13 protein-coding genes and 1 other annotated feature are annotated in these 14,544 nt (G+C 29.1%); of the genes, 6 read left to right on the top strand and 7 right to left on the bottom strand.

The features are described from left to right. Window positions 1-59: 59 nt before the first annotated feature. From ACH36K_RS02700 to purR, 4 genes are all read right to left on the bottom strand, one after another. Window positions 60-1,019: a ribose-phosphate diphosphokinase gene (locus ACH36K_RS02700; protein WP_411169466.1), complete on the bottom strand. Its 960-nt coding sequence runs from the start codon at window positions 1,017-1,019 to the stop codon at window positions 60-62. A gap of 48 nt (window positions 1,020-1,067) precedes the next feature. Continuing rightward, window positions 1,068-2,438, bottom strand: a complete 1,371-nt coding sequence (gene glmU / locus ACH36K_RS02695) for a bifunctional UDP-N-acetylglucosamine diphosphorylase/glucosamine-1-phosphate N-acetyltransferase GlmU (protein WP_411169465.1) — start codon at window positions 2,436-2,438, stop codon at window positions 1,068-1,070. A gap of 233 nt (window positions 2,439-2,671) precedes the next feature. Then, a complete protein-coding gene (gene spoVG / locus ACH36K_RS02690; RefSeq protein ID WP_322459703.1) occupies window positions 2,672-2,956 on the bottom strand; it encodes a septation regulator SpoVG in 285 nt (94 codons plus the stop codon). 132 nt (window positions 2,957-3,088) lie between these two features. Beyond that, window positions 3,089-3,904, bottom strand: a complete 816-nt coding sequence (purR, locus tag ACH36K_RS02685) for a pur operon repressor (protein ID WP_411169464.1) — start codon at window positions 3,902-3,904, stop codon at window positions 3,089-3,091. A gap of 279 nt (window positions 3,905-4,183) precedes the next feature. Here purR and murC point away from each other — a divergent pair, with 279 nt between their 5' ends. The 3 genes from murC to ACH36K_RS02670 all read left to right on the top strand — a co-directional run bounded on the left by murC (window position 4,184) and on the right by ACH36K_RS02670 (window position 7,931). Next, entirely contained in the window at window positions 4,184-5,557 is a 1,374-nt protein-coding gene (gene murC, locus ACH36K_RS02680; protein WP_411169463.1) for a UDP-N-acetylmuramate--L-alanine ligase, read from the top strand. A 278-nt stretch (window positions 5,558-5,835) separates the two neighbouring features. Beyond that, window positions 5,836-6,654, top strand: coding sequence for a purine-nucleoside phosphorylase (locus ACH36K_RS02675; protein ID WP_411169462.1), 819 nt, complete (start codon window positions 5,836-5,838; stop codon window positions 6,652-6,654). Between the two features lie 56 nt (window positions 6,655-6,710). Beyond that, window positions 6,711-7,931, top strand: coding sequence for a NupC/NupG family nucleoside CNT transporter (locus tag ACH36K_RS02670; RefSeq protein ID WP_411169461.1), 1,221 nt, complete (start codon window positions 6,711-6,713; stop codon window positions 7,929-7,931). Between the two features lie 83 nt (window positions 7,932-8,014). Here the strand turns inward: ACH36K_RS02670 and ACH36K_RS02665 are convergent, their stop codons facing one another. Further along, window positions 8,015-9,091, bottom strand: coding sequence for a M24 family metallopeptidase (locus ACH36K_RS02665; RefSeq protein ID WP_411169460.1), 1,077 nt, complete (start codon window positions 9,089-9,091; stop codon window positions 8,015-8,017). 144 nt (window positions 9,092-9,235) lie between these two features. Between ACH36K_RS02665 and ACH36K_RS02660 the strand changes: the two genes are divergently transcribed. Beyond that, window positions 9,236-9,934 (top strand): metallophosphoesterase family protein, encoded by a 699-nt coding sequence (locus tag ACH36K_RS02660; RefSeq protein WP_411169459.1) that lies wholly within the window; start codon window positions 9,236-9,238, stop codon window positions 9,932-9,934. Between the two features lie 43 nt (window positions 9,935-9,977). On the opposite strand, the gene ACH36K_RS02655 is transcribed toward ACH36K_RS02660, so the two are convergent. Continuing rightward, window positions 9,978-10,406 carry a cytochrome b5 domain-containing protein gene (locus ACH36K_RS02655; protein WP_411169458.1) on the bottom strand — a complete coding sequence of 143 codons (429 nt, stop codon included), beginning with the start codon at window positions 10,404-10,406 and terminating at the stop codon, window positions 9,978-9,980. A 93-nt stretch (window positions 10,407-10,499) separates the two neighbouring features. Continuing rightward, window positions 10,500-10,805: a binding site (T-box leader), on the top strand. A gap of 53 nt (window positions 10,806-10,858) precedes the next feature. Between ACH36K_RS02655 and asnS the strand changes: the two genes are divergently transcribed. Continuing rightward, on the top strand, window positions 10,859-12,253 hold the full coding sequence (gene asnS, locus ACH36K_RS02650) for an asparagine--tRNA ligase (RefSeq protein ID WP_411169457.1): 1,395 nt from the start codon (window positions 10,859-10,861) through the stop codon (window positions 12,251-12,253). Between the two features lie 108 nt (window positions 12,254-12,361). Beyond that, window positions 12,362-13,060, top strand: coding sequence for a CDGSH iron-sulfur domain-containing protein (locus tag ACH36K_RS02645; RefSeq protein ID WP_411169456.1), 699 nt, complete (start codon window positions 12,362-12,364; stop codon window positions 13,058-13,060). A gap of 298 nt (window positions 13,061-13,358) precedes the next feature. Here the strand turns inward: ACH36K_RS02645 and ACH36K_RS02640 are convergent, their stop codons facing one another. Continuing rightward, complete coding sequence (locus tag ACH36K_RS02640; protein ID WP_411169455.1) at window positions 13,359-14,426, bottom strand: SIR2 family protein; 1,068 nt, start codon at window positions 14,424-14,426, stop codon at window positions 13,359-13,361. Between the last annotated feature and the right edge of the window lie 118 nt (window positions 14,427-14,544).

Here is a 14,544-nt window from a genome sequence, read left to right as displayed (position 1 = left end):
GTAATTAAAAAGCCCCTAAAAAGTTTGTGCTTCTTAGAGGGCTTTTATCCTATTATGTATTAAACTTCAAATAGTTTACTTATCGGTTCATCATCATATATTCTTTTTATTGCTTCTGCAAATAATGGTGCAACTGATAACGCCTTAAACTTTACTAAATTATCTTTTTCAGGTAATTTAACTGTATTTAGCATAACTAATTCTTCGATAGAAGAGTCATTTATTCTTTCAAAGGCAGGACCTGATAAAACTCCATGAGTGCAGCATGCATATACATTTGTTGCTCCTAAATCCTTTAAAGCATTTGCTGCATTTGCAATAGTTCCTGCAGTATCTATCATATCATCTATTAATATACACTTCTTGCCTTCAATGTCACCTATTATGTTCATTATTTCTGATACATTTGCCTTCGGTCTTCTCTTATCTATAATTGCTATTGGTGCATGTAATCTATCTGCAAATTTTCTCGCTCTAGTTACACTTCCTAAGTCAGGTGAAACAACTACAACATCATCTCTATCATCAAATCCCTTTTCTACAAAGTATTTTGCTAAAATTGGTGATCCTAATAGATGATCAACTGGTATATTAAAGTATCCTTGTATTTGTGCTGCATGTAAATCCATAGTTAACACTCTGTGAGCTCCTGCTGCTGTTAATAAATCTGCAACTAGTTTAGCTGTTATTGGATCTCTTGACTTAGCCTTTCTATCTTGTCTTGCATATCCATAGTAAGGCATAACAACTGTAATTCTTCCAGCTGAAGCTCTCTTAAATGCATCTATCATTATTAAAAGCTCCATTAAATTATTATTAACAGGCGAGCTAGTTGATTGTACTAAAAATACATCTGTTCCTCTTACAGTTTCTGCTATATCAACTGATATTTCTCCATCACTAAATGTTGAAACTTTAGCTTTACCTAGTGGCAATCCTAAAATATCTGCAATTTCTTTTGCTAATTCTGGATGTGAGTTTCCAGTAAATATTTTAATATTTTTTCCATGGGTTATCATTGTGTGAAGACCTCCTTAAATTTTTGGCACTTTTGTTTATCTAAATAACTATTTGTTAGTAAGACCTTTTTTATCAACCCAACCTTCGATATTTCTTTGTTTCGCTCTTGCAACTGCAAGTTCTCCTTCTTTTACATCGTTAGTTATAGTTGATCCTGCTGCTATATAGGTATTATCTCCTACTTTAACTGGTGATACTAAATTTGCATTACAACCTATAAAACTATTATTCCCTATTTCTGTTTTATGTTTCTTTTGTCCATCATAATTAACAACTACTGTTCCACAACCAAAATTACAATTTTCCCCTACTGAAGCATCTCCTATGTAAGTTAAATGTGATACTTTTGTATTGTCACCTATAGTTGATTTTTTAATCTCTACAAAATCACCTATTCTAGCACCACTTCCAATTACTGATTCTGGTCTTATGTACGCAAATGGACCAACAGTTGTTCTTTCCCCAATTTTACTATCTATAATAACTGACGATTGTATTTCAACATTATTTGAAATAATACTATTGGAAATTCTTGAGTTTGGATATAATATAACACCTTCTCCAATTTTAGTATTTCCTTCTATAACATTACCTGGATATATTATAGTATCTCTTTCAATCTCAACATCATCACCTATATATGTAGAATTTGGATCTATTAATGTTACACCATTTATCATGTGTCTTAAATTTATTCTTTTTCTTAAAATTTCTTCTGCTTGCGCTAGTTGAGCCCTTGAATTAACACCTATAGTTTCCTCATAGTCTATTACAACAGCCCCAACCTTTTTACCTTCTTCTTTTAAAATTCCAATAACATCTGTTAAATAGTATTCACCTTGATTATTATTATTTGATAATTTATCTAAAGAATTTAGTAGTAATTCTATATCAAAGCAATATATAGCTGCATTCATTTCATTTATTTTTAATTCTTCTTCAGTGCAATCTTTATGTTCAACAATTTTTAAAACCTCGTCATTTGCTCTTACAACTCTTCCATAACCAGTTGGATCATCAACTATTGAACTTAATAATGTAGCACTATTATTATTTTCTATATGTGTTTTAAATAAACTTTCAACTGTTTCTGGCTTAATTAAAGGTGCATCTCCGCAAAAAACACCTACAACACCTTTTTTTCCTTTTAAAAATTCAATAGCACATTTTACAGCATGACCTGTACCTAATTGCTCTTCTTGTAATGAATAACTAACATTTTTTAAAGCAGTTTTTTCTTTTACTAACTCTGCTCCCTTTCCAATAATTACATCCATATCTTCTATGTTAGCTTTTCTCATAGTATCTATAACATGATTTACCATCTCTTTTCCACAAACTTTATGTAGAACCTTTGGTAAGTCGGATTTTATTCTTGTTCCTTGACCAGCTGCTAAAATTAATGCACACTTATACATAAAAAACACCTCACTATAAAATGTTAAGGACAAATTTATAATTAATTTAAAAAACATTCGTAAACATCTCATTATATTATATTGTATTAGAATAAGTATTTCAACCTTATTTATCCCATTACATATCTTTATATCAATTTATTGCTAAAATACAATTTAATATACAAACACTTCTCTAAAATATGACAAAAAAAATAAAAGGGCATACCCCTTTTATTTTTAAACAATATAAATTAGCCAACTATAACTTCAGCTTCATCTTCAACTCTAGCTTTTTCATAAGCTTCAAGTATTGACGTCTGAATCTTTTCTCTAGTGTCTGTGTTAATAGGATGCGCTATATCCTTAAACTCTCCATCTGGTGTCTTTCTACTTGGCATAGCTATAAATAATCCATTTTGTCCTTCGATTACCTTGATGTCATGAACTACAAATTCGTTGTCAAATGTAACAGAAACTATAGCTTTCATCTTTCCATCTGAAGCTATCTTTCTAATTCTTACATCAGTTATTGTCATTGCACTACACCTCCGTTGCTCTGATAGATAATAAATTCTATAAAAAACATAAAAATCCTTTTTTTATTTTTAAATTTTTTAAATTTTTTCAAATTTTACAATTTTCCATCTATATTAGCAAAGAATATATTTTTATATAATAATATTTGAAGGCCTAACCTCTAAATCTTTTGACTCCCCTAAATGTTTAAGTTCAACTATAGATATATAATCTGAAACTCTCTTTTGTAATACACCTATATTATCTACTAACACTCCTATTCCTATTAACTCACTTTCAAACTCTTTTAATAAATCCTTTATTCCTTGAGCTGTACCACCACCTCTTAAGAAGTCATCTATAAATATACATTTACTTTTAGCTTTCATAGACTTCTTTGAAAGTGACATCTGTTGAATTCTTCCACTAGTACCTGATACATAATTTATTGTAACAGTAGATCCCTCTGTTACTTTGCTATCTCTTCTTATTATAACTAATGGAATACCTAAATTCCTTGCAACTTCATAAGCAAGCGGAATACCTTTTGTTTCTACTGTTACTACATAATCTACTTCCTTATCATAAAATTCTGTAGATAAAATAACTCCTGCCTTACTTATTATTTGAGGATTATACATTAAATCTGTCATGTATATAAAATTCCCTGGAACTATTCTACTCTCATCCTTTAAAAGTTCACAAATATCCTCTGCAAATTTTTTTCTGCTTTCAGTTTCTATTCTAGGAATATATTTTATTCCCCCTGCTGCACCTGATATAGTTTCAACTCTTCCCATTTCTAATTTTTCTAAAACTTCTCTAACTATCACTATATCTTCACTTATAGTCGACTTTGCTGCATTTAATAAATCTGAAAATTTATTTAATCCTATAACCTTATTGGGATTTTCAGTTAAAATTTTTGTAATAGCTACTACTCTACTATTTCTGCTTAACTTTTCCAAAATATATCACCCACATCTTTATTTTTTCCGAATTATTCGTTGATTTCAAGCATCTAATATTCATATTTTATTCTATATCCTTCTCAATATCAATACATTTTAAACAGTTATCTCTCTAAATTTATTTATAATTGTCACTTTTTTTAATGTTTTTCACTAAATTATTTAATATACTGCTTTTTTATGTGTTCATTTTCTTAAATTTGTATATAATTATAAGGTGAAAACTATTTATAATAAGCTTGTAAATAATTCTTAATAATAAAGGGGTTGATTTTTTTGTCTTTTGATCTTAACAAAGATTTAAATAAGAAGGTTCATTTTATAGGTATTGGCGGAGTTAGCATGAGCGGTCTTGCTGCTGTTTTATTAACTAAGGGGTTTAAGGTATCCGGTTCTGATTCGAAAGAATCTGGCATTACTAATAAATTAAAATCTGAAGGTGCTGAAATTTACATAGGTCATAATAGAAATAACTTGAAAAATGTTGACTTAGTAGTTTATACAGCTGCTATTCCATCAGATAACCCTGAGATATTAGAGGCTAAGGAAAAAGAAATAGAGATGATGGACAGAGCAGAATTTTTAGGTTTAATTATGAATGGACATAAATATAATGTTGCTGTTTCCGGTACTCATGGAAAGACAACTTGTACATCCATGCTTTCTCATATAACCTTAAAAGCAAATTTAGATCCTACTATACTAGTTGGTGGAGATTTAGATGTAATAGATGGAAACTTTAAAATTGGAAACAGTGAGTACTTCCTAACAGAAGCTTGTGAATATAAAGAATCATTTTTAAAATTCTATCCTTATATAGGAATAATTTTAAATATAGATGCAGATCATTTAGATTACTACAGAGATCTAAATCATATAAAAGAGACTTTTGAAAAGTTCTCTAATATAATTCCTTCTGATGGATATTTAATCGGATATTGTGAAGATGAAAATGTAAATGAAATATTAAATAAAGCTCATTGTAATACTATTAGCTACGGAATAAATAAAGGTGATGTAACAGCTAAAAATATTTCCTTTAATAATAAAGGCTGTGCTAGTTTTACTGTGTGCAGAGATAACATAGAGTTATTTGATATTACACTAAATACTACAGGTAAACACAATATATTAAATGCCTTATCAACTATTTGTGTTGGATTAATATTTAAATTGCCTCATTCTTCAATAATTGAAGGATTAGCTGAATGTAAGGGAGCTCATAAAAGATTTGAATACAAAGGGGAATTTAATGGCTCAACTATAATAGATGACTATGCACATCATCCAGTAGAAATTAAAGCTACTTTAGATACTGCTAATATAATTCCACACAAAAATATTTATGCAGTATTTCAACCTCATACTTATACAAGAACAAAAACATTATTTAATGATTTTACTGAATGCTTTTCTAACTCAGATGAACTGCTACTTATGGATATATATGCAGCAAGAGAAAAAGATACTGGAATTGTAAGCTCTAATGATCTTGGAGATGCAATAAGAGCTAAAGGTATAAAGTGTATTAATGTTCACAGTCACAAAGAAGCTGCTAATTATTTAAAAAGTAAAATCACTAAAGATGACATTGTTTTAACTATTGGTGCTGGAGATGTAGTTAAAGTTGCCGACTTAATTTTAAAATAATAGATATCAAATTTTTACTTATATTATTACTTTATTAGTAAATACTATATGGATATAGAACTTATATGCTAATATTATTTGGTATTGTTCTATTTCCTTATAGTATTTATTTTGTTTTCTTTTGACTAATATCCTAATAATATTGATATTGTTTGCTTTTTATATTTATTTTTATCTAGGTTTATTTTATAATTTACGAGAACTATAAGTATTTTTATATAATATTCTTATATATTTAAAATTATATAAAATACAAATTTTAGAGTAGAGGTGATTTCATGGAATTATCAAACAAAATTCAAAGTGCTGCAGATTTTATATTACAAAAATCTAAATACAAACCTGAAATCGGTTTAATTTTAGGATCTGGATTAGGATCATTAGCTGACTCTATAGAAAATCCTGAATTTTACCCTTATGAAGACCTTCCACACTTTCCAATATCAACTGTTGAAGGTCATGCTGGAAGATTAGTTATAGGTATGTTAAATGGAAAATGTGTTGTTGCAATGCAAGGTAGATTCCATTACTATGAGGGATACTGCTATAACGAAGTAACTTTCCCAGTTAGAGTAATGAAATTAATTGGAGTTAATAAATTAATCGTTACTAACGCTGCTGGAGCTGCTAACACAAGCTTTAAACCTGGAGATTTAATGCTTATAACTGATCACATAAACTTCTCTGGAGATAACCCTCTAATAGGTAGAAACCTTAAAGAGTTTGGACCTAGATTCCCAGATATGTCTACTGCATACGATCCAGAGCTTAGAAGTAAGGCTTTAGAAGTTGCAAAAGATCTAAACATTGATATTAAGCAAGGTGTATATATGATGTTTAGTGGTCCTACTTACGAAACTCCTGCTGAAGTTAGAATGGCAAGAATACTTGGTGGTGATGCAGTAGGTATGTCTACAGCTCCAGAAGTAATAATTGCAAACCATTCAGGAATGAAGGTATTAGGAATATCATGTTTAACTAATATGGCTGCTGGAATTTTAGAGCAACCTTTAAACCACGAAGAAGTAGTAGAAACATCTAATATGGTAAAAGAGAAATTCACTTCATTTATGAATAAAATAATTGAAGTAATTTAATTCTTTAACTATGTTACTAAAGAAAAATTTATAACCAAACGAAGGAGAAATTAAACTTGGAAAGATTTGTTGGAATACTAGGAATTATTGTTATATTAGGAATAGCTTTTTTACTTTCAGAAAACAAAAAGAAAATCAATTGGCGTTTAGTTGTATCTGGTTTAGGATTACAAATAATATTTGCTATATTAATATTAAAAGTTCCAGTTGGTAGAAGAGTATTTGAAAGTGCTAGTAGTGCAATAACAAAACTACTAGACTTTACTAAAGAGGGTACAAACTTCTTATTTGGACCACTTGCCGATGTAAGTGGAATAGGATTTGTGTGGGTAGTTCAAATTTTACCTACAATAATATTCTTTTCAGCATTAATGGGAGTGTTATACTACCTTGGAATAATGCAATTTATAGTTAAATTTATAGCTAAGTTTATAGCTAAGTTACTTGGAACTAGTGGTTCTGAAACATTAAGTGCAGTTGGAAACATATTTTTAGGTCAAACTGAAGCTCCACTTCTTGTTAAGCCTTTTGTAAAGGATATGACTAGGTCTGAACTTTTAGCTATAATGATAGGTGGAATGGCAACCGTTGCTGGTGGTGTAATGGCTGGCTACGTAGCAATGGGAGTTAATGCTGGTCACCTTTTAGCTGCAAGCATAATGGCTGCTCCTGCTGGATTAGTTTTAGCAAAAATTATAATTCCAGAAACAGAAGAAAGTAAAACTAAAAATTCTTCTGATATAGTAGTTGAAAATACTTCATCTAACTTAGTTGAAGCTGCTGCAAATGGAGCAAGTGATGGCTTAGGATTAGCATTAAATGTTGGTGCTATGTTACTAGCATTTATAGCCTTATTAGCTTTAGTTAATTTCTTAATAGGTGCTATAGGGGGTTTATTTGGATTTCCTGAGTTAAGTTTTCAATGGATTTTAGGAAAATTATTCTCTCCATTAGCATTTGTTATGGGAGTACCTTTATCAGATATTTCAGCTGCTGGTAGTTTACTTGGTCAAAAAATAATATTAAATGAATTTGTTGCATACTCTGAGCTTGGAAAATTAATAGCAGCTAATGTACTACAGCCAAAGACTGTGATGATGTTAACATATGCTTTATGTGGATTTGCTAACTTTAGCTCTATTGCAATTCAAATAGCAGGTATAGGTGGTCTAGCACCTGAAAAGAAATCTACTATTGCTAAACTAGGCTTTAAAGCTCTTATAGGTGGTGTATTAGCAACCTGCTTAACAGCAACAATAGCTGGTGTACTATTTTAGTATTTAGCTAAAAAATTTATTATAATTTTCTTTAAATATAATAAGGCTGAGTTTTAGATAATATCTAAAACTCAGCCTTATTTTTAAATTATAGTTATCTCCTTACTTACAGAGTTTAATACTTCGCACCCATCCTTAGTTACTAATACTAAATCTTCTATTCTTACACCAACGTCATCTTTTAGGTATATTCCAGGTTCTATAGAAAATATCATACCTGCTTTTATTTCCTCATTATTTACAGAACTAACGTCTCCAAAATCATGGTCTTCTATTCCTATACTATGACCTGTTCTATGAGTAAAATATTCACTATATCCAGCTGCTTCTATATAAGATCTAGCTGCTTTATCTATATCAGAGAATTTCATTCCTTCTTTTACTTTTCCTATAGCACTTTGATTTGCTTCCTTAACTGTATTATAAATCTTTGCATGCCTTTCATTAGGTGCTTCACCAAAAAATACTGTTCTTGTCATATCTGAACAATATGAATTGTACACACCACCAATATCTAGAACTATACTATGCCCTTTCTTTATAGTATCATTACTAGAATGATGATGTGGGTCGGCTCCATTAGGACTAACAGCAATTATAGGTGAAAATGAAAACTCATTTACTCCATAACTTTCATATAATTCAGTTAAAAGGTTAGCATAATATTTTTCTGTTTTTCCTTCTTTTAAGCTATCCCAAAGTTCAAGCATAACCTTATCATTAATTTCAGAAGACTTTTTCATTAAAGCTATTTCCTCTTGGTCTTTTATCATTCTTAATCTATCTATTATAGGTGATGAATTAACAAAAGCTTTTGCCCCATTATTATTCATAAGCTTTATCAAGAAATGTGCTGGCCAATTTTTATCCACACCTAAGGTCTTTTCTTTGTCCACAACTGTGCATAATATGTTTATTGGATCCTCTATATCTGAATACCAAATTAAATCTACACCCAAATCCTCATATATAGGAAATAATTTATTAACTATAAATTTATGATTACCATTTGTGTTTAAATATAAAGCAATCATTCTCTCACCTGGTGAAATCCACTTTCCTGTTAAGTAAAAAATTGCTGGCGGAGATGATACTATTATTTGATTTAATCCTTGTTCCGCCATAGCTTTTAATACATTTTGTACTCTATTTAGCTTCATATCTGTACCTCCTTTTTTTAACCTATAAATATAATATACCTTATGGATGAAATAATATCTATTTATTATAATCATATTAAAATTATTTATCCTAAATATTTTAAGTGATATAATATAGAATATATTATTTAGGAGGATATACTTATGAAAATAGCTGCAATTTCGGATATACACGGAAATATTTACTCACTACTTAAGGTACTAGAGGATATAGATGAACAAAGAGTTGACTTAATAGTTTGCCTTGGTGATTTAGTTGGCTATGGTCCTCATCCAAATGAGGTTATTGCTTTAATAAAAAGAAGAGAAATCCCTTGTCTAAAGGGAAACTATGATGCATCAGTAGTAGATGAAGGCTTTACTTTTATAAGAGATAATTCAGTTAATTCATTTGCACTTCCTTGGGCATGTGAAGAAGTTAGAGCCTCAAATAAATATTATTTATCACAACTACCAACATTTTTAGACTATGATATAAATGGAGTAAAAATTAAATTTACTCATGGTAGTCCTAATATAATAAATGAATATCTTTTCCAAGATGGGCAAAATACAGAAGATATAATGAAAAATCTTAAAGAAGATGTGTTAGTTTGTGCTCATACACATATTCCTTCTTACAAAAAGTTCGACCAAAAAACCTTTATTAACGTTGGAAGTGTTGGTAAGCCTAAAATAGGAAGACCTAACGCTACATATTGCTTAATTAATATTGATGAAAATAAAAATATAGATGTTAAATTTAGAGAATTAGAATATGAATTTAAAAGAATCGTTAAAGATGCACAAATGCTTAAATTTCCTGCTCAATTAGTTTCATCATATGAAAGTGGAAATGAATAATAAAGATTGCTACACTTTTTTAGCGTAGCAATTTTTATTATTTCTAAGTACATTTTTTTGTGTACTTTACTAGTCCTACTATTCTCAATTTTGATAAAATTTTTTTATTATTATTATGACAATTTTTAAAAGTATTGCTATGGTCACGTCCTGCTTTAATACCAAAATGCTTTCCGTCTTTCCATTGAGGTATATCACAAGCATCATATATAGTTCCATTTATAGCTATATATGTTGGCATACCATTTTGTCCATTATATTTAGCTAATTCTTCTATAGTTAATTCAAGTAATCCATTATCTCTTTTCTTATTGTGAAATGTAACTTCATTCAAATAAGAATTTATTTGATTACAAACCTTGTCCATAACTTGTAATATATTTTCCTTGTATTCTTCAGGATATGTTACTAGCATGCTTTTTAGTTTATTTAATTCAATAAATTTTTCTTCTAAGAAACCTCTATTGCTCATATAATCCTCCATAAAATGCTTCCTCAAATTATCTTATGATTTAAAGTTGCAAATGTTAGTGAATTGGTGTAAAATCGTAATAAACATTATAATTTTATTACTGTGATGAGAAGAGTAGCTATACGGAAGTAGTCTTAGCGAGTAAGGAATGGTGTAAGCCTTATACGAAGCCTTTAGTGAAGAACATCTCTGAGTTTCTAACCGAACAAGTGAAAAATGATCACCTTTTCCTTATGTTAAAGGTGTAAGTTCGACTAACAAAATTAAAATTTTTGGTCTCACTTAAGTAGACTTAGACGGAGTCAAACCGTTATAATTTGAATGACATTATCTGTGTCAATTGAGTGGCTATTTATAGCAATTTGGGTGGTACCGCGAAATTATCCTTTCGTCCCTTTTTAGGGATGAGAGGTTTTTTTATTTTATAAAAATTTATCTTAGGAGGAACAATAATGGATAAAGTTAGTTTAGTAAAATCACTTTACAGAAATCAAGATGAATATTTATCTAAAGAAATAAAAATTTCTGGTTGGATAAAAACTTTAAGAGCATCAAATGCTTTTGGATTTATTGAAGTAAATGATGGTACATTCTTTAAGAATGTTCAAGTTGTTTTTGATAATAAACTTGCTAATTTTAAGGAAGTATCAAAACTACCTATTAGTTCATCAATAACCGTTATAGGTACTTTAGTTGCTACTCCAGAAGCTAAGCAACCTTTTGAAATTCAAGCTAATGAAATAGTTATAGAAGGTATGTCTCAATCAGATTACCCTCTTCAAAAGAAAAGACATAGTTTTGAATACCTTAGAACAATAGCTCATTTAAGACCTAGAAGTAATGCATTTTCAGCTGTATTTAGAGTACGTTCAGTAGCCGCTTATGCTATACACAAATTCTTCCAAGAAAGAGGTTTTGTTTATACTCACACACCTTTAATTACTGGAAGTGATGCTGAAGGTGCTGGTGAAATGTTTAAAGTTACAACTCTAGACTTACACAACGTTCCAAAAACTGAAGAAGGCGCTATAGATTTTAAACAAGACTTCTTTGGTAAAGAAAGTAATCTTACAGTATCAGGCCAATTAAATGGTGAATGCTATGCATTAGCATTTAGAAACATTTATACTTTTGGACCTACTTTTAGAGCTGAAAACTCAAATACAGCAAGACATGCTGCAGAGTTCTGGATGATAGAACCTGAAATAGCATTTGCTGATTTACAAGATGATATGGAATTAGCTGAAGATATGCTTAAGTATGTTTTAGAATATGTTTTAGCTGAGTGTCCAGAAGAAATGGAATTCTTTAATCAATTTGTTGATAAAGGAATCCTAGACAGATTAAATCATGTTATTTCATCTGACTTTGGAAAGGTAACTTATACAGACGCGGTTGAAATATTAAAGAAAGCTGATAAGAAATTTGAATATCCTGTTGAATGGGGAATTGACTTACAAACAGAACATGAAAGATACCTTACAGAAGAACACTTTAAAAGACCTTTGTTTGTAACAGATTATCCAAAGGATATAAAAGCATTCTACATGAGATTAAATGATGATGGTAAAACAGTTGCTGCAACGGACCTTTTAGTTCCAGGTATAGGAGAGCTTATAGGTGGTAGCCAAAGAGAAGAGAGATTAGACATCTTAACTAAGAGAATGACTGAACTTGGACTTAAAGAAGAAGATTACTGGTGGTATTTAGAGCTTCGAAAATACGGAGAAACTAAGCACGCTGGATTTGGATTAGGTTTTGAAAGACTAATAATGTACATTACAGGAATGTCAAACATCAGAGACGTAATACCATTCCCAAGAACTACAGGACAATCTGATTTCTAATTAAACAAACCCTAGTAAACAGCTTGTTTACTAGGGTTTGTTTATTGTCACTAATTGTTTTAGAAAATAATTTATATTTAATTATTAGCCTTGGAAAGGGGTTTTAAAATGAGTTATTACGAAAAAATAGAAGAAAGCCTAAATAAGATTTGTTTAGAATGTAATTTCTATGAGACAAGTGAATGCATAAAATCAAAATGTAATATAGGATTTGCCATAAACTCTGTAAAAGCTGCTAAAAAAAATGGTCTACAAATAATTAATGATGGTTTTAAACTAATACCTAAGAATGATATAAAAGTATATAACAAAGATCTAATTGCTAGAAGTATATCAAGTATCTGCATATTTTATAAGGAATGTAAGCAAGCGCATCACGAAAACTCCATAATATCTTTAGCTAGAAAATCATTAGAAAGTACATATTTAAAAGATGATGTTAATTATCCTGAGAATATATTAATGTATATAATTAATATAGCAAAACAAGACCAACAACTTGCTGATAAAATAAAAGCTGAATACGATGAAATGTTAAAAAAACCTAAGGAAGAAATTGTTATGGACAAGACTTCAATAGCAAAAAAGTATCCTATTTTAGTAGAATTAAAAGAAAATGAAACATACCTTTGGTGTACATGTGGTAAAAGTTCAAATGCTCCTTTTTGTAATGGTGCGCATGTAGGGACATCATTTATTCCTTTAACTTTTACTGCTAAAAAAAGTGAAAAAACATATTTATGTGCTTGTAATCATACTAAAAATCCTCCATTTTGTGATGGATCACATTTAAAACTTAAAATCTAAAAATATCAAAATAAATATTATACTGAATAAAAGGTTAGAAACTTCACATTGCTTGTTTAATTGCAAAGATCAACTGTACAGCAATATGAGGTTTCCCTATTTGTATTTTTGTAGAAAATAAAAAAGACTAGTGATTTCTACAATTAAAATTATAGAAATCACTAGTCTTTTTTCACGGTTTATATTCCCTATGAGAGAACTTATTTTCCAATTAATATTATTTTATCATTGCTACTATACTCTTTATTAATAAATCAATATTTGTATCTATAATAATAATATTATTTAATTAATACTATTATATATCTCTAATGCTATCTATTATATCTGGGATATCATCATGCTCATCTACCCATATAATATTTATTCCTAATTGCTCAAAGGATTTTTCATATAAATCATTATTTATAATATTAAACGATTTAAGAATATCGCCTTTTATATTATCATCCTCTGGAGATTTCTTAAAATCTTTTTTTCTCATAATTGCATAATGCTTTTTCATCTTATTCTTTCTATTGCTTATTGATAAAAGTCTTCTTAAATTAGGATCAGTTAAGGATAGCCCAAGCATTAATGTAGTGTTTTCCCTTAAAAAGTTTAATTGTGTTATATTAGTCCATGAATAAGGATCATTATAAAGGCTATGATATCTATCTTCTGAAAATACCAATAATCCTTCAGATAGTCGCTGATATTTATTAGGATTACGAGGTAAGAACCCATGTACATGATAAATTCCCAATTTATATGAAGTTGTATAATCTAATTCACTATATAATGAGTCATATTGTATATTATATTTGTTAAAGTTTTCTTCTAATAAATCATCAAAATTATATGTAACAATAGCTTTTATTCCAGTTCCATTTTTCCTTGTTAAACATAACCTTGAAATACTATTTAATAGTTCTGAAGTTCCCTTTCCATTATTAATATTTTTATAAAGTAAGTTAGCTAAATTTTCTTCAAAGGAATCTCCTAATGAAGCCTTTATAAATGCTGATTGCAATAAAGGTGATTTATTATTTGTTTCTTTCATTTTTTTTATAAGAAAATCTGCTTCTTTAGGAGAAATTCTAATACTTTTTTCTTTTAACTTATTCATTATCATAAATATTAATAAGTCTGACATCAAATCATTCCAATCGCTTATTCCAGCTTCTTTAGATATTCCTGCTCCCAGGAATAATACCAATTTATCTCTTTTATAAATATCCTTAAGCTCTTTTATTCTTTCTTCTCTTACTTTTTTCCAATTATCATCATTTTCACTTAATATAGCATTTAAAACTAATGATTCAAAATAATTCTCACTATTAGTTAACTCTTTATTATTAAACGTACTTTTATTTTCATTATCCATTTTTCTAGCAAATTCTCCTTTCGTAATTTTATTAAGCATTTATATTTTATTATTTAATATATTATAATTTATTAGATTTAAATTCTCTAAGTACTAATCACTTTATTAGCTATATTAA

This window comes from Clostridium sp. MB05, from assembly GCF_046581255.1.
Lineage (GTDB): Bacteria > Bacillota > Clostridia > Clostridiales > Clostridiaceae > Clostridium.
This window is presented reverse-complemented; position numbering and strand designations above follow the sequence as displayed.

Excerpts from the sequence above, each read along its gene's own strand:
- ACH36K_RS02700 (WP_411169466.1), bottom strand. The coding sequence starts at position 1,019 with ATGATAACCCATGGAAAAAATATTAAAATATTTACTGGAAACTCACAT.
- glmU (WP_411169465.1), bottom strand. The coding sequence starts at position 2,438 with ATGTATAAGTGTGCATTAATTTTAGCAGCTGGTCAAGGAACAAGAATA.
- spoVG (WP_322459703.1), bottom strand. The coding sequence starts at position 2,956 with ATGACAATAACTGATGTAAGAATTAGAAAGATAGCTTCAGATGGAAAG.
- ACH36K_RS02675 (WP_411169462.1), top strand. The coding sequence starts at position 5,836 with ATGGAATTATCAAACAAAATTCAAAGTGCTGCAGATTTTATATTACAA.
- ACH36K_RS02665 (WP_411169460.1), bottom strand. The coding sequence starts at position 9,091 with ATGAAGCTAAATAGAGTACAAAATGTATTAAAAGCTATGGCGGAACAA.
- ACH36K_RS02660 (WP_411169459.1), top strand. The coding sequence starts at position 9,236 with ATGAAAATAGCTGCAATTTCGGATATACACGGAAATATTTACTCACTA.
- ACH36K_RS02655 (WP_411169458.1), bottom strand. The coding sequence starts at position 10,406 with ATGAGCAATAGAGGTTTCTTAGAAGAAAAATTTATTGAATTAAATAAA.
- asnS (WP_411169457.1), top strand. The coding sequence starts at position 10,859 with ATGGATAAAGTTAGTTTAGTAAAATCACTTTACAGAAATCAAGATGAA.
- ACH36K_RS02645 (WP_411169456.1), top strand. The coding sequence starts at position 12,362 with ATGAGTTATTACGAAAAAATAGAAGAAAGCCTAAATAAGATTTGTTTA.
- ACH36K_RS02640 (WP_411169455.1), bottom strand. The coding sequence starts at position 14,426 with ATGGATAATGAAAATAAAAGTACGTTTAATAATAAAGAGTTAACTAAT.